This is a genomic window from Actinophytocola glycyrrhizae (assembly GCF_042653545.1).
Taxonomy (GTDB): Bacteria; Actinomycetota; Actinomycetes; order Mycobacteriales; family Pseudonocardiaceae; genus Actinophytocola; species Actinophytocola glycyrrhizae.
In genome coordinates this window covers 795,549-811,008 of record NZ_JBHSIS010000002.1, presented here as the reverse complement: position 1 = coordinate 811,008, position 15,460 = coordinate 795,549, and the positions used below count along the sequence as shown (strand labels likewise).

Genomic DNA, 15,460 nt, shown 5'->3' with positions numbered 1-15,460 from the left:
CCCGACCTCCCCGTCTCGCTTCGCTTCGAGAAGAAGCGTCGCGCCGGCGGACAGGGAAGTCGCTGGGTATATCCCCCCAGGTCAGGAGGTTATCCCGCGGCCTCGGGTAGGGATAACCCCATTGACCGACTCTGCGTCACAAAAGGTCGGAGCAGGGCGTCGCATTCGGGTCATCGGCGGCATCCATGACCCACTCCACGTTACGGAAGGTCACGTCGAGCGGGCCTTCCGCGTAGACCAGGAACGGGGTGTCGACCACGGTCTTGTCGAGACCGGCCTCGGTGAAGCACGTCAACGGGATCGTGAGCCGCGTCTGCTTGCCGACCGGCAGCTGCCGGAACAGCTCGGTGACGTTCAGCTGGCCGCCGCACGGGTAGCGGCAGTGCGCGGCGACGGACGTCGCGCCGGGGCCCGCCTTGTGCACCTGCACGTCGAACCGCAGCGCACCCTTGTTGTCCACATAGGAGGACAAGTCCCGGCTGTGGTTCACCGTCTGCAGGTACACCTGGCCCGGCGAGCCGCCGGGCCACGACACGCGCAGCCCGTCGGCGAGGTTCGCGGAGATCGCCGCGTGGGACGCGGTGCTCGCGCCGATCAGCTCCGTGCCGTCCCACTTCTCCGCCGAGGAGATGAACGCGCGGTACGGCGGGGCGAGCTTGTCGCCCAACACCGTCAGCGGCTCGGGTGCGGGCGGGGGCGCGGTCACCGAACCGGTCGCGGACCCGGTGCCCGGCGCGGCGACCGTGCCGGGGGCGGCGGCGGTGGCCGCCGTGGTGGTCTCGGCGGTCGTGGTGGTGGTGGTCGTCTGCTCCTGGGACCTGGTGTTCGCGGCCGCGCCGACCGTGTGCCCGTCGTCGCCGACCATCAGCAGCGCGGCGACCAGGGTGGCGGCCACGACGAGCACACCGGCGGCCGCCGGCACCAGCCAGCGGCGCCTGCCCTTGGCGGGCACCACGACGGGCTCGGCGGGCGGCGGCGGTGCGGCCACCGGGGGAGCCGGTGCGGTCAGCGCCTGTGCCGCGACGGTCGCCGCGCCGAGCGCGACGGTGAACTTCGGGTGCTGCGTGACCCGGACCGGCCTGTCGAACTCCTCGAACACCAGCTGCGTCACCAGCGGGACCCGCGACGAGCCGCCGGCGAGCAGCACAGCGGACAGGTCGTCGTCCCTGAGACCCGCGGAGGTGATCGTGCGCCGCAGCGCGCCGATGGTCAGCTCAACCGACGGCCGGATCACCGTGTTGAACTCCAGCCGGGTGACCGTCACCTCGCGCGGCCCGGAGGGCAGCGGCACGGTCAGCGTCACGTCCGGTTCGGTTGACAGCTCGATCTTGGTGCGCACGCACAGCGCGCGGATCCGAGCGAGCGCGTCGGCGGCGACCGGGTCGATCGGGTCCAGCCTGCTGATCGCGCCGTCGAGCCGCTCGTCGAGGTGGGCGAGCAGCGCGTCGTCGAAGTCCATGCCGCCGAGGTGCTCGATGCCCTCCGGCGTGCCGAGGATCTCCATGCTGTCGGCCCGCATGCGCAGCACGGTGGTGTCGAGGGTGCCGCCGCCGAGGTCGTACACGGCGACGATCTCACCGTCGCCGAGCGTGCGTTCCCGGCTGTAGTGGCGTGCCGCGGCCTCCGGCTCGGTGATCAGCGTGTACTCGCCGACGTCGGCGAGCCTTGGCACCTCGGCGAACTGCTCGCGCCGGTACGGGCCCCAGATCGCGGGACAGGTCAGCACCACCGACTCCGGCGCGGCGCCGACCACGTGCGTGACCTGGTCGAGCACGGTCCGCAGCTGCGCGGCCATCAGCGCGGCCGGCGAGTAGGCGGCGCCGCCGAGCATGAGCGGCGTCGGGTCGCCGAGCCTGCGTTTGTACCCGCGTCCCAGCCGGGCCGGGTCGTCGGCCGCCGCCGCCACCGCGGCGGCGCCGGTGAGCAGCGTGCCGTCCAGGGTGTGGCAGGCGACGGACGGGACCACGATCTCCGGCGACAGCGCCACCATCCGTGTCCCGGCCGCGTCCCCGACCGCCGCGGCGGTGAACGTGGTGCCAAGATCGATACCCACGGCGTACCGCACGACACCTCCATGTGATCCGTCTCGTCATCAAAGCAAGCCCACGTAAGTCAAGTCAATCACACACAAGCACAGATTGATTACAGTACGGAGCAACATGGTGCGGGGGATATCCCTACCTGGGAGGAGGGGCGGCACCCTTGTCGCGCGTACGTGGTGCGGGAACCCTGGCAGGGTGCCCCGTCTCGTCCGTTGGTTGCACCGGATCTGCGTCTCGCTGCCGGGCCTGCTCCGGCCGCCCGGCCGCGCCGACGTCCGGCACCGCTTCGGCCTCGAACGGACCCTCCACGACGGCGCGGTGGCCGACATGTCCGCGCTGGCACTGGAACTCGGCATGATCTCGGCGACCGCGGGTGACGCCCGCGTCGAGGAACGGATCGCCGCGGCACAGGACCGGGTCACCGACATCCTGGAGGACCTGCGCCGCGTCGGTTCGGTGATCTACCCGCCGGTGCTCGCGACCGCGGGCCTCGGGCCGGGCCTGCTCGCCGTCGCGGAGCACCGGGGGCTGCGGCTGCTGCTCGACCTGCCGCGCGCCGAACTGTGCGCGGAGGCCAGGTCGCGGGCCGGCCTGCTGGTCACCGACCACTTCCACACGCTGCGCCCCGGTAGCGTGGTGCGGGTGCGCGTACGGGGACGACGGATCGTGCGGGTGAGCATCTCCGACCAGGAGCCGGGCGGGACCGCGCGCCGCGAACACCGGGCGGTGCTGCGGTGCGCGTAGCGGTCGCCGAGGACGGTGCCCTCTTCCGGGAGGGCCTCGCGTTGTTGCTGCAGGCAGCCGGGCACGAGGTGGCCGGGTGCTACCCCGACGGCGACGCGCTGGTGGCGGCCGTCGCGGTGGAACCCGTCGACGTCGCGATCCTCGACATCCGGATGCCACCCGGTCCCGACGGCGGGCTGCGGACCGCCGAACGGCTGCGCGCACTGCGTCCCGACACCGGCATCCTCCTGCTGTCGCACTACGCCGAGACGCACTACCTCATGCGGGTGCTGGAGATCGGCGCCGAGCGGATCGGCTACCGGCTCAAGGAGAAGGTCGCCGGTGTGCGGGTGCTCGGCGACACGCTGGACCGGATCGCGGCGGGTGAGATCGTGATCGAGCCGGTGCTGGCGCGGCGGCTGGTGCGGGGTGGCGCTGGGCAGACCGGCAGCCCGCTCGCGTCACTGAGCGAACGGGAGACCGACGTGCTGCGGCTGATGGCCGAGGGCCGCGCGAACAACGCGATCGCTGGTGAGCTGTTCATCTCGGCGAAGGCCGTGGAGAAGCACGTCGCGGCGATCTTCACCAAGCTCGGCCTGCCCGGTGACGCGACGGTGCACCACCGGCGCGTGCTCGCGGTGCTGGCCTACCTGCAGGCGAACCGGATCGACGGGTCCGCGCAGTGACCGGGCAGGTGCTGCGCAGGCGCAGGGGCGGCGTCGCGCCGTACGAGGTGGCCGCCGCCGCGCCTGCGGAGGAACTGACCGCGGCGCTGCTCCGCAACCTCGCAGACGGCGTCGGCGGACAGGCCGCCTACGCGGTGCCCGCCGACCGCGGTCACGCCGTCGTCGAGTCGTGGCCGCCGGGGCTGACCTCGGTCGCCGACGCGGCAGGCGTGCGGCCGGTCGCCGGCGGCGGGTCGGTGTTCGTCCTCGCACCGGCCCGGCAGGACGACGCGGCCGGCGCCCTGCTCCACGACACCGCCGTCTGGCTCGGGCCGGCCGTCCGCCTCGCTCGGCAGCGCACCGAGCACGACACCGCGGAGCTGCGGGCACGCAGGCTGCGCGGGGAGCTCGCCACCGCTCGCGCCCGCCTCGACCGGGTTCGCGACCTGGAACGGCACCGGCTGGTCAGGGCGATCACCGCGACCACCCTGCGCGACCTCGCCGCCGTGCGGGAACGCCTGCGTGCCGCGGCGACCGACGGCTCCGGTCTCGATGTCGCCCGCGACGCGCTGGACGAGCTGATCGACGGCTTTCGCGTCGTGGTGCGCGGCGTGTTCCCGGCGATGCTGCCCGACCGCGGGCCGCGCGCCGCGCTCGAGGAGCTGGCCGCGACCCTGCCCCGCCCGGTGACCTTCGCGGGCGATCTGGGCAGGCGGGTGGGCTGGCAGCTGGAGTCCGGTTTCTACCACGCGGTGGCGGCCGCGCTGAACCTGTTGGCTGGCGAGGACTCCCCGCACCCGGTGACGGTGACCTTCGGCCGCGACGACGCGTTGCGTGCCAGCGTCCGCGCCGAGGGCCCGCTCACCGCGGCCGACCTGCGCCACGCCCTGGTCCAGGACGTCGACCGGGTCGCGGTCCTCGGCGGCGACATGGCATGCGGGGTGGCGGACGGCGCCGCGGTGGTCACCGTGCGGCTGGCGGAACGCATCGAGGCGGCGACACCGGCGGTGGCCGACCCGGCCGTGCTGGAGCGGTGTGCCGTCTACCGGCAGGTGCGCGACCTGGTGCGGCAGGGCCAGGACGCCACCGAGGGCCGGCCGGAACGCGCGGCGTGGGACGCGGTGGCGGAGCGGCTGACCATGCCGGTGCGGCTCGCGGTCGTCGGCAAGGGGGAGCCCCCGCACGCGGTCCCCGGCGTCTCGGTGCTGGTGGTCGACGCGCAGGCGGATCGCGCGCTCGCCGAGGAGTTCCTCGCCGAGCACGGCCCCCGCGGCGGTGTCGCGGCGGTGCTGTGCCGGACCGCGCCCGCACCGGAGTTCCGGACCGCGCTGCGCGGCGGCCGCCACCGGGTGGCGCTGACCGAGGCGGAGCAGGGGGAGTTCGCGTCCCGCCTGAAGGTGCTGACCACGGCGCTCGCCCTCCGCGGCCCGGTGATCGCCGCCCGCCGCGCGGTGACCGCGATGACCGACCTGGTGCGTGCCCTGCCACCCGACCACCGCCTGCGGTGGGCGGTCGACCGGGTGGGCGTGGACGCGCACGAGTTCGCCGAGCTGGACCTGCTGGACGACCTCGCGCGCGGCGGCGTGCTGCGCGGACTGACCGTGGTCGCGGCCCGCCTGCTCGGCGCGGAGGGCATGGCTGTCCGCGACCGTCTCGGCCTGCCCCCGACCGCCACCGACGACGAGGTGACCACCGCCGCCCGTGCCGCGATCACCCGCTGGCGCGCCCACGGTGCGCATCCCGCGGCAGGCGGGCGCGACCGCGCCGCGTGCGAGGTGCTGGTCCGGACCGCTGAAGGTCTGCTGCCGCACTGAAACGGTGGCTCAGAGCGGCACCACGCCGGTCACCGTGGTGCCCGCGCCCGGTGCGGAGCGCACCTCGACGGCCCCGCCCACCGAAGCCGCACGTGCCCGCAGACCCGGCAGGCCCGCACCGGGCGCGGCCATGGCGAACCCCGGACCGTCGTCGGTCACGCCGAACTCCAGGCCCTGGTAGCTGTCCCGCACGGTGACCGTGACCCGCGCGCCCACCGCGTGCTTGTGCGCGTTGTTCACCGCCTCCAGCACCACGAAGTACACCGCCGACTCGACCGGTGCCGGATAGCGCCTGCGCAGCGCGGCCGTGTCGAGCGTGACGTTGCCGTGCCTGGCCAGCTCCGCGCCAAGCGCCGCCGCGAGGCCGTCGGCCACCAGCGCGACCGGCAGGATCCCGGCAGCGGTGTCGACCAGCACCCGTTCGGCCCGGTCCAGCTGTGCCAGCAGGTCCGCGACCCGCTCGCGCCCAGCGCCGATGCCGATCGCGTGCTCGGCGAGCGCCAGCGACATCCGCAGCGCCACCAGGTGGTGCTGGGCGCCGTCGTGCAGGTCGCGTTCCAGGCCGCGCCGCTCCTGCTCCATCTCCGCCGCGGCCCGCCACCGGTCGTCGACCAGCGCCCTGGCGGCGGCGTCACCGTCGCGGCGCAGCCGGTCCGTTTCCCCGGCCAGCGCGAGCACCGCGGCGGGCGCCCCCAGCACGGCGGCGACCGCAGGCAGCGCGCCGACCGACTCCGGCGCGACCGCCAGCGTGCCGACGACCGTGCCACCGTTGGTGATCTCGTGCTCCAGCCAGGGCCCGGTGCCCACACCCCACTGGTACCGCCGGCCGTCGACGACCAGCGCGCAGCCGGTCGCCCCGGCCGCCTCGCCGACCACGCGGGCAAGCGCACGCGGGTCCGGCTGCTGACCGTCCCGCGCGAGGTAGGCTGTGATCGCCTCGGCTACGCGTCGCTCGCGGTTGCGCACACTCCGACGCTACCTACCGGGGGCGTCCCGCCGCCCATCCACCCGTTCGGGGCATCAGCCGGGCCTCAACGGTCAGGACAGCGCGCGTTCGAAGCAGACCGACAGCGCCGAACCGACGTAGTTGCCGAACAGGGGAATCTCGCGGTAGCCCTCGCGCCGGTAGAACCGTTGCGCGTCAGGCTGTTCGGTGCCGGTCTCCAGTCGCAGCGTGCGCCTGCCCCGCTCGGCGGCGGCCGTTTCGAGTGCCCGCAGCACACTCGTGGCGACACCGGACCCACGCCGTTCCGGCACCACGTACATCCGCTTGACCTCGGCGGCGTCCTCGGACAGGCAACGCAGCGCACCACAGGCGATGGCGGTGCCGTCGTGGCCGACCGCGACGAGGAAGACGTCCACGTCGGCCGCGGACGGCGGGGGACCGGGTTCGTGGTCGTCGCTGCCGTAGCGGGCGTCGAGTTCGGCCCGCTGCCGCCTGCGCAGCTCCGCGCCGGCCGGGTCGTCCCAGGGCCGGGTCTCGATGGTCCAGTCAGCCACGCCCGCTCCTCTCATAACATCTGTTACCGTAACAGTTGCTACGACGCCTTGGTGAGGAGCTGGGACGCGTGTCACGAACGGCCGACCTGCCCGCCCAGCACGAGCGGCTCTCCCGTGCGGTGTGGGAAGTCCTGGCCGGGCAAGGCATCGAGCGCCTCACGATCCGCGCGGTCGCCGCCGCGGCCGGCTGCACGACGGGCCTGGTCATGCACCGCTTCCCCAACCGCAGGGCACTGCTCCGGCACGCACGGCAGTTGCTCCACGAACGCACCCGAGCCCGCGCCGACACGCTGGAAGCGCAGGCACCGACCCCGAGGGCGGCCCTGCACGCGGTACTGGCACAGGGCATGGCACTGGACGAGGAAACCGCGACGGAAAGCGTCGTATGGGTCGGTTTCCTGGCCGCCACCGTCGGCGACGAGGAACTGGCAGCACTGCACCGCACCGGCAACCACGCCTGGCGCGACCGGATCAGCAGGCTCGTGTCGGCCGTCGCCCCGGCGTGGCCGCCGCCGCGCGTGACGACGACGGCGTTCGCGCTGATCGCGATGGTCGAAGGCGCGGCGGCCCTGGCCTCCGCCGACCCGGCGACCTACCCACCACGGGCCCAGCGGTCCATGTTGGACGCGACACTGACCGCCTTCGGCCTGTGATCCGGGAAACCGGACCCGCCCGCGTGGTCCGGGTGCCGGTGCAGGCTGTCCGGCTGATCCGCGCCACGCCATCGCTGGGCCCGCGACAGGTACGCGCCCGGCCTGCGCGGGTCGGCGAGGACCGTCTCGCCGGACCGTGGGGGGTGCGGCTTGGACACCAGGGTCCGCACCGTGCTGTGGGGCGCGCTGTCTGCCGATCCCAGCTTTCTACTCGGTGACCTCGGTGAGGCTGCCGTCCGCGAGGTGCTCGTCGACCGACTTGGGCAGCAGGTACGCCGTGCCGCCGCCGGGCTGGTTGTGCCACGGCACGGTCCGGCCCGACAGGGTCCGCAGCTCCCGCATCACGCGGTAGCGGCGCGGGCCCTGCTGCTCGCGCTCGGCACGCAGCGACATCGCGGCGAACTCGGTGTCCCCGGCGAAGGTCAGGTTCCCGGCGGGCTGGCCGTAGCGGATCACCTCACGGCCCGGCATGAGCACCGCCATGTGCTTCTCCGCGAGCAGCGTGAGCGGCGGCTCGCCCGGCAGCGGCTGCACGGGCCAGTCGTTGAGCGCCTGCGCCGTGTTCCGGTCGCTGCCGCCCGCACGCAGGCTCACCGGCGTGATCGTCAGCGTGCCGAGCAGGTACGCGCCCGCGTCCCACAGGTGTGCGAAGCGCTGCGGGTTGCGGGCCTTGCCGCGCTCGTAGTCCGCGACCTGCCACTCGTCGCCGACGCGCTCGAGGCACGTGGCGCCTTCGGCACTGCCGAGGATCCGGTACGCCTCGGGGATCGCGCCCGCCTCGCTGACCCGGCGCTCGATGATCGCCAGGACCCGGCGGTCGCCTTCGGACAGGTCGCCGGACGGTGCCGGTGCCTGTGCCGCGGGAGCCTGCGGAGCCGCCGGTGCCTGTGCCGCGGGAGCCTGCGGAGCCGCCGGTGCCTGTGCCGTAGGAGCCGGGACCTCACCGGTGAGCGCGATGTACGCGGCGTCCTTGGCGTCCTGGTCGAGCGGAGGCGGGGTGAACGCCTGGCCGCGGATGTGCGCGACGAGGTCCGCCTCCGGCGGCACGCCGTGCTTGGCCAGGTAGTGCGGCACCGAAGCGGGCCAGATCCAGGTGCCGTCGGTGTGGAACGCCGCAGGCACGTCCGGTGCGCTGTTCGGGTCGAACAGGTCCTTGTCGAAGCCGCGGCCACCCATGATCACGTGCGCGGTGTTCAGGTACTCCAGCACCTGCGCCACCTCGCCGTCGGGCACCGGCGGCCGGTTGACGACCGGCCTGCCGCCCTGGTCGCGGAAGTCGAAGATGCGCGCGTGCCGGAACCGGCCCGCGACCTCGGCCACCCGCTCCGCGTTCGGCAGCACGGTCTTCATCCAGTCGGCGACGTTGTCCGGCTTCCTGGGGAACATCTCCAGCTCGTCGAGCACCGCGGTGCGGGGCGGCGCCTGCAACCAGCGCGGGTCCTCCTCGAACAGGTAGTTGACCGAGATCTTGATCGGGTACTCGACCACCGTGCTGGCGGCCGACCACGTGCCGGCCTCCTCGCGGTACATGCCCGCCCGCAACTGCCGGTAGTACTCCACCAGTTCACGCGGCGGCTCCCACTCCCGGAGCTTGCCGTCGATGCCGAGGATGTGCCCGACCATCTCCTCGTGGTTGCCCGTGGCGCGGTACATCACCCGGATCTGGTCGCGATCGGCCGGCGCGCGCACCACGAGCAGATCGGCGATCTTCCGCTGCAGGTCGCGCTGTTCCTCGAAACCGAGCGGCGTTGGGCGGGTCATGAAAGAAGGTCCCTCCTAGCAGGCGAGATCAGTGTGCTTCGGGCCGGCCGCTCGTCCTGGCCTGCTCGATCGAACGCCGGAGCCAGCCGGGGACCTTCTCCGCGGGCCGAGGATAGGTCGCGAGGTCACGCTCGAGGTACGCGGGCGGGATTGGTGGCTCCCACAGCGGGTCGTGGTCGTAGTTGTAGAAGATACGGAACTCGCCGGGCGGGTTGATCACGTACCTCGCCGACAGCCACGCGCCGCGGTCCGGCTCGTACATCAGCTTGCGCAGCTCCAGGAGTGCCTGCCCGGCCTGCGGGGGCGTGTCGACCTCCGCGTAGGACATGTCGGACATGATCACGGTGAGGCCGAAGTCCTGCACGCCCTCGGCGATCTTCGCGATCAGGTCGATCCGGCGCCACCCCTGCGGTGCGGCGCCGATCAGCGCCGCACCGACCTGCTGCAGCAACTCCTCGTACCGCTGTTGCCGGGCCTGCTCGTCCCTGGGCTCAGACATGGTGTCGCGATTCTCCTGCTAGTTGTCGTAACGCCGGAAGTGCAGCCTGATCCTGCCACTGCTGTCCCGCATCACCCACCGCTCGTGCACCACCTGCGGTTGTGCCGGGTTGGCCGTGTGCGAACCCTCCGTCTCGAGGTCGTGCCACAGGTAGTCGGTGCCGCGGCGCTGTTCCCGCCCGGCCTCCCGGTCCTGGCCGTACCAGGTCTCCCTGGACGGCTGGCCCGACTGCGGCCGGTTCTCGTTGCTGTCCTGCGGGAACTGGTTGCGCGCGTCCGGTGCGCCGTCGGCCGCGGTGGGCCGGATGTGCCCGCCGTCCGTGCCGGAGCCCAGCGCCGCGATCAGGTCCTGCGCCTCCTGGCTGCGTGGTGCCGAGTGCCCGTAGGTGCGTTCGTCGGTCGCGTGGTAGGTCACGCCATGGTCGTTCGTCACGTAGACGTCCTGACCGTTGATCCGCGTGACCGTGTTCGGCGGGAGGTTGTTGAGCTCCGGGTTGAGGTCGGCGACGAGCACGTTGTTGTTGGCGCCGTTGCCGGGGCTCGACCACGTGTCGATCGCCACGACCCCGGCCATGCCGGTGTTCGGGTCCGCGTCACCGGTGTAGAGGCGGGTGGTCCCGTTCGGCGTGACGTGGACGACCTCCGAGTTCGGCGGCCAGCAGGCGCGGTCGCTGAGCGCGTCGCCCCGTGTCGGCGGCCGGACCCTCGGGTCGTTCGGCGGCAGGTTCGGGTCGGTGGAGGGGAACTGCGCCGGGGTGCCGGTCGGCTGCGGCGGGTTCCACTCCGTGTACCTGGGCGGCAGTCCGGCGGCGTCCGTGGTGTAGGTGTGCTGGGAGCCGTCCACGTCGATCCGGTAGGTCGTGTTCGGCTCCGGGTAGGACGCGTCCGGGTTCTGGTCGGCGCCGGACGCCTTCATTCCGTCTCGCGTGTTCGACACCTCGAGGTCGGCGTGCGTGATCGTGCCGGTGCCGTCGGTGTAGTAGGTGCCGCGACCGGGGACGTCGTACTGCGAGTTGGGTGTGAGCCCGGTCCGCCCGATCAGCCGCTCACCATCGCGCAGCGGCCGGTGCGGGTCGTTCTGGTTCGCCGACGCGGCCGCGTTGTCGTCGACGCGGATCGTGTGCGGCGCACCGGGGTCGGTGACCGTCGGCGGGTTGAACGGCGACTGGATCCGGCCGCGGTCGACATCGTTGCCGTGCGGGATCGGCTGGCGGTTCTCCTGGGTCGGGCCGTCGCCCGGCGTGCCGGCCGTGTCCGTGGTGGTGTCCGGGTCCGGCCTGCCGGTCTGGTCGCCTGCCTGCGTGTTCTGGGTGTCGACGGGCAGGCCGTTGCCGCCGGTGTCGCGCATGCCGCCCTCGGGGTCGAACGACCGCCAGCCGCCGTCCGGCGGGATGGTCGGCCGGGACCGGCCCCGGTCGTCGACGCTGTCGACGCTGGACGAGTACGGCGTCGTGTTCTGCTCACCGGACCACGACCGCTCGGTCGGCGCGATGACCTGTGCGTTCGACGCCCGCGCCAGGTCGGCGGCCAGCCCGTCCGGGTGGCGCCCCGCCTCACACCCGTTGAGGATGATCGGGTCGGTGCCGTTCCAGCCCAGGTGCCGGGCCAGGTCGGCGAGGTCGCCGCCGTTGAGCTGCTGACCGTCGACGATCGCGTGCCGGCCGTCGCTGTGCACGTCGAGGACGAAGTGCCCGTCGATCGGCGCGACGGCGTTCGCCGCGTTCCGGGTGCGGACGTCCGACCCGTCGAACAGCGCGCCGCCCGCCGGGGTGCGGAAGCTGCTGTCGTCCGCGACCTGCCGCAGGTCGTCCGGCAGCGGTGGTGCCGCGCCGGTGTCCGGCGCGGTCCGGTCGGGGTCGGTCGTCGGATCGGTGCCGGTGCCGGTGTCGTTGCCGGTGTCGTCGAGGGAGACGGTGTCGGTGTTCTGCGTGCCGTCACCGTTGTCGCGGCCGAACGAGTCCGGCAGCACCCGGCCGTCGGCGGGCGGGACGCGCACCTCGGTGAGGAGACCCGCATCGAGCAGCTGCTGCAGCTTGACGTGCTCGGGCAGCGTGAACTGCCTGCCGCCGCCGGGCTGCCCGAGCGCGGGCGCGACGTCGGCCAGCTCGCCCTGGAGCCCGTTCGGGTCCGTCACGACGTAGACGTGGTAGCCGACCTGCGCGTTGTCCGGGAAGATCGCCCGGTCGCGGTAGTGGTACGGCTGGCCGTTCGGGTCGAGCGGCGAGAAGAACCGCCCGCTCTCGGCCCCGAACCGGTCGATGACCGTGCCCGGGGGCAGCGTGACCTGCCGCTCGGAACCGGGCACCGCACCGTCGTTGTCGGGCCACCGGTTGGTCGCGAAGGTCCCGTCGGGCCGGTGGTTGGCGTTGAACTCGTCCCGCGTGCCGTGCACACCCCACGGGTTGTGGTCCCCGATGAGCGAGGCGACACGCTGGTCGTAGCTGCCCATCCCGTTGGAGCGGTCGCCGCCCATCGGGACGTACGGACCCATGTCGGCGAACGGGTGTTCACCGTGGCGGTTGCCGAGGTAGTTGAGCGGCACGCCTTCTTCGTCGACCGGCGGGCCGTCGTCGGGCTCACCCTTGACCGGCGGCGCGTCCGTGTCCGGGTCCGTGCTGTCGGTGGCCGGTGCGTCGTCGTCGGGCGTGGGGCCGTCCGAGTCCTCGCCGTTGATGGGCTGGTCCGGCTTGGTGCCGTCGTCCGGGGTCGGCGCGCCCTCGTCCGGGGACCGGGACGCGTCCGGCTCGGGGGAGCGGGACACGTCGGGCTCGGGGGACCGGCCCGGCTCCGGCGTGCCGTCGGGACGGGTGGTGTCCGGACGGGTGTCGGTGTCGGTGCGGTCCGTGGTGTCCGGCCGGTTCGGCGTGTTGTCGGGCCGTGCCGGGGTGGCTTCGGACCGGTTTCCGTCGGGACGGGTGGTGGTGTCCGGTCGGTTGGTGGCGTCCGGCCTGGTCGGGGTGCCGTCGGGACGCGTCCCGTCCGGACGGGTGGTGTCGAGCCGGTTCGGCGTGTTGTCGGGTCGGGCCGGGGTGCCGTCGGGACGCGTGGTGGCGTCGGGCCGGGCCGGGCTGCCGGTGTCCTGGCGCATCGACGGGCCACCCGGTTGGGGCTGACCGGACTGCGGTGGGCGGTTCAGAGCCTGGGGGCCGCCGTCCGGGCGGGGGCCGAAGCCCTGGCCCGGGTTGGGGTTGGTACCGGGACCGAACGGAGGGCGTCCGCCGGGGCCACCCGGCTGCGGGGCCGGTCCGCCAGACTGCGGGGCCGGTCCGCCAGGTTGCGGGCCGAAACCGCCGGTTGCCGGTGACCCCGCGTAACCCTGGTTCGGCTGCTGGGGGACACCGCGCTGGTCGGGCATCCGGTCGGACGGGCTGCCGCCGCGCGGGTCGGCGTAGGTGTTGCCGGTGTCGGCGAACGCGGACGGGGCTGCCGTGCTGGCACCGGTCGTCGGGTACGCGTTGCCTTCGCCCTGGCGGCCCCCGGGGCCACCGCCGGGGGCGCCACCCACGGGTGCGCCGCCCACCGGGCCCGCGCCACCCTGGTTGCCGCCCTGGCCGTCGCCGGGGGAGTTGAAGCCGCTCGGCGCCGGGCCGCTGTTGCCGCCCGGGGTGGAGCCGGTCGGGCCGAAGCCGGGCCCACCGGTCGGGACCGGACCACCTGGCGTGGGACCACCCGGGGTCGGACCACCCGGAGTCGGACCACCCGGAGTCGGGCCGCCTGCGTTGAGACCGCCGGGCATGGAGTTGCCGGGCGTGGGACCACCTGGAGCCGGGCCGCCCGGCGTCGGGCCACCTGGAGCCGGGCCGCTTGCGCTGGGGCCACCGGGCATCGGGCTGCCTGGCGTCGGACCACCCGGAGTCGGGCCACCTGGAGTAGGACCACCTGGAGTTGGGCCGCCGGGCGTGGGCCCGCCGCCGGGACTGCCCGCGCTGGGCCCCCCGGGTGTGCCGCCGCCGGGGTTGCCCGCGCCGGGGCCGCCGGGCGTGGGACCGCCACCGGGGTTGCCCGTGTTCGGGCCGCCAGGGTTGGCGCTGCCAGGCGTCGGTGCGCCGCTGCCCGGGCTGCCGGAACCAGTCCCGCCCGGCGTCGAGCCGGGGCTGCCGCCAGGGGTACTGCTGGAGCTGCCCGGTGTGGAACCACCCGGCGTGGAGCTCCCGGGACTCCCTCCGGGAGAACCGCCGGGGCTGCCACCGGGAGAACCGCCAGGCGAAGAACCAGGGCTGGAGAAGCCACTCGGTGCGCTGGGCGCGGGTCCGCCCGGCCGGGGGGCGCCGCCACCCGGGGCCTGGGACGGTGCGCCACCCTGCTGGCCACCCGTGTACCCACTCGGCGAGTTCTGCGACGGGCCGTCACCGGGGCCGGACATGGGGAGGCGCGGCGGCGCGCTCGACCCTGGCGAGTTCGAGGGGGATGGCCCGTCCGGCGGCGGGGTGAGGCCGCTGGCCGAGGTCGTGCTGTCGGGGTTGCGGTTCCCCGGGGTGGACGGGGTCGGCGACGGACCGGAACCGTCCGGCGAGTTGGACGAACCGGGCGTCGGCGAGGGGGTCGGCGATGGCGATGGGCCGTCGGGTGCGCCGGGAGTCCCAGGCGAATCCGGCGAGCCGGGGCCGCCGGGGATGTTCGAGCTGTCCGGCGAGTTGACCGTCGGCGTGTTGTAGTGGTTCGTCGCGCCGCCGATGCTGCCGCCGACGCCACCGGAGACGCCCGCGCGGAGCAGGTCGCCCGCGGTGATGTCCTGGCCGGTGATCGCGGCGGTCGCGACCGTCGACGTCACGCCTTCGACGCCGCCGCGGACGGCGCCTTCCGCGATGTTGCCGCCGAGGCCGGTGGCCCTGGTCGGGATGAAGTCCATGCCGCCGCCGATGGCGCCGGAGATCGCGCCCGACAGGGCGGCGTTGCCGGTCTTGCTCCAGTCCCAGCTGGTGCGGTCGCCCTTGGCCATCTGCAGGCCCTGGATGGCGACGTCGATGCCGACCTCGATCAGCACCTCGCGCAGGATCGCCATGATCAGCTGGCGGAAGATCATCTGCACGGTGATGCGGGTGGCGGCCTGCGCGATCGGGATGCCTGCGGTGGACGCGCCGAAGGTGCCGAAGGCGGCGGCGATCAGCGCGGCGATCTCGATCGCGAGCAGGATCAGCGCGGCGATGATCGAGTACTTGGCGTACTCCACCTCGAGCGCGCAGTTGTCACACGAGTCGCCGAGGCCCTCGCAGGCCTCCTCGAGCTGTGTCAGGTAAGCGTCGGCGCCCTCGACGAACGTGTTCCAGTACCGCTCGAACGCGTCCGCCGCAGGGCCCTCCATCCCGGCCATGGCCTGGTCCGCGGCGGTCTTCGCCTGCGCGATGACCTCACCGACGTCGACAGCCCCCGCGCGCCAGGCGTCCCCGAGCGCCCGCAGCTTGTCCTCGTCGCCTTCCGGCCAGCTCTCCCCGACGACGATCGGGAACAGCCAGGTGATCTCTGGTGGGATGGTGATCGACAACTGCTCAGCCTTCCATCGCCCGGTAGCCGTCGGTGCTCTGTGTTTCGACGTTGTCGTAGGAGTTGGCCGACTCCTCGAGCGCCGTCCTGATCGCGTGCAGCGCTTCGGCCAGCGAGCCGAACGCGTCACGTACCTTCTGTGAGTTCGGCACGTAGTCCTTGGCGAAGGCCTGCCCGGACTCGTCGCCGCCCCAGCACTCGCCCTGCGCGTCCAGTGCGCTGCCGAGGGTGGTACCCGCCTGGGTCAGCGCGTCCCCGGAACTGCCGAAGCCACCGGCTCCGCGCAGTAGCCGGTCTGTCTGGACATTGAATCCGTCAGGCAT

11 protein-coding genes are annotated in these 15,460 nt (G+C 73.6%); 4 read left to right on the top strand and 7 right to left on the bottom strand.

All coding sequences use genetic code 11. The annotated features are described in order from the left end of the window. Positions 1-136: 136 nt before the first annotated feature. Positions 137-2,065 (bottom strand): Hsp70 family protein, encoded by a 1,929-nt coding sequence (locus tag ACFPCV_RS03695; RefSeq protein WP_378054449.1) that lies wholly within the window; start codon positions 2,063-2,065, stop codon positions 137-139. Positions 2,066-2,237: 172 nt separating this feature from the next. Between ACFPCV_RS03695 and ACFPCV_RS03690 the strand changes: the two genes are divergently transcribed. The 3 genes from ACFPCV_RS03690 to ACFPCV_RS03680 are packed head-to-tail and all read left to right on the top strand — an operon-like array spanning position 2,238 to position 5,244. Beyond that, complete coding sequence (locus tag ACFPCV_RS03690; protein ID WP_378054447.1) at positions 2,238-2,786, top strand: histidine kinase; 549 nt, start codon at positions 2,238-2,240, stop codon at positions 2,784-2,786. Next, positions 2,777-3,451 carry a response regulator transcription factor gene (locus ACFPCV_RS03685; RefSeq protein ID WP_378054445.1) on the top strand — a complete coding sequence of 225 codons (675 nt, stop codon included), beginning with the start codon at positions 2,777-2,779 and terminating at the stop codon, positions 3,449-3,451. Before ACFPCV_RS03690 ends, ACFPCV_RS03685 begins: the two co-directional genes overlap by 10 nt. Continuing rightward, positions 3,448-5,244, top strand: a complete 1,797-nt coding sequence (locus ACFPCV_RS03680) for a hypothetical protein (protein WP_378054443.1) — start codon at positions 3,448-3,450, stop codon at positions 5,242-5,244. Before ACFPCV_RS03685 ends, ACFPCV_RS03680 begins: the two co-directional genes overlap by 4 nt. Before the next feature lie 9 nt (positions 5,245-5,253). Here the strand turns inward: ACFPCV_RS03680 and ACFPCV_RS03675 are convergent, their stop codons facing one another. Together ACFPCV_RS03675 and ACFPCV_RS03670 are read right to left on the bottom strand one after the other, a co-directional pair. Then, positions 5,254-6,210: a sensor histidine kinase gene (locus ACFPCV_RS03675; protein WP_378054441.1), complete on the bottom strand. Its 957-nt coding sequence runs from the start codon at positions 6,208-6,210 to the stop codon at positions 5,254-5,256. A 72-nt stretch (positions 6,211-6,282) separates the two neighbouring features. Further along, positions 6,283-6,744 carry a GNAT family N-acetyltransferase gene (locus ACFPCV_RS03670; RefSeq protein WP_378054439.1) on the bottom strand — a complete coding sequence of 154 codons (462 nt, stop codon included), beginning with the start codon at positions 6,742-6,744 and terminating at the stop codon, positions 6,283-6,285. A gap of 68 nt (positions 6,745-6,812) precedes the next feature. On the opposite strand from ACFPCV_RS03670, the gene ACFPCV_RS03665 reads away from it, so the two are divergent. Beyond that, a complete protein-coding gene (locus tag ACFPCV_RS03665) occupies positions 6,813-7,397 on the top strand; it encodes a TetR/AcrR family transcriptional regulator (RefSeq protein WP_378054437.1) in 585 nt (194 codons plus the stop codon). Between the two features lie 207 nt (positions 7,398-7,604). On the opposite strand, the gene ACFPCV_RS03660 is transcribed toward ACFPCV_RS03665, so the two are convergent. Genes ACFPCV_RS03660 through ACFPCV_RS03645 form a run of 4 tightly spaced genes read right to left on the bottom strand, consistent with a single transcriptional unit; the run spans position 7,605 to position 15,460 of the window. Then, a complete protein-coding gene (locus tag ACFPCV_RS03660; protein WP_378054435.1) occupies positions 7,605-9,158 on the bottom strand; it encodes a TNT domain-containing protein in 1,554 nt (517 codons plus the stop codon). A 28-nt stretch (positions 9,159-9,186) separates the two neighbouring features. Continuing rightward, positions 9,187-9,657, bottom strand: a complete 471-nt coding sequence (locus tag ACFPCV_RS03655; protein ID WP_378054433.1) for a hypothetical protein — start codon at positions 9,655-9,657, stop codon at positions 9,187-9,189. 18 nt (positions 9,658-9,675) lie between these two features. Continuing rightward, the gene (locus tag ACFPCV_RS03650; RefSeq protein WP_378054431.1) at positions 9,676-15,138 is read right to left on the bottom strand and encodes a WXG100-like domain-containing protein; all 5,463 of its coding nucleotides are present in this window, start codon (positions 15,136-15,138) and stop codon (positions 9,676-9,678) included. Positions 15,139-15,142: 4 nt separating this feature from the next. Next, positions 15,143-15,460, bottom strand: a complete 318-nt coding sequence (locus tag ACFPCV_RS03645; RefSeq protein WP_378054429.1) for a WXG100 family type VII secretion target — start codon at positions 15,458-15,460, stop codon at positions 15,143-15,145.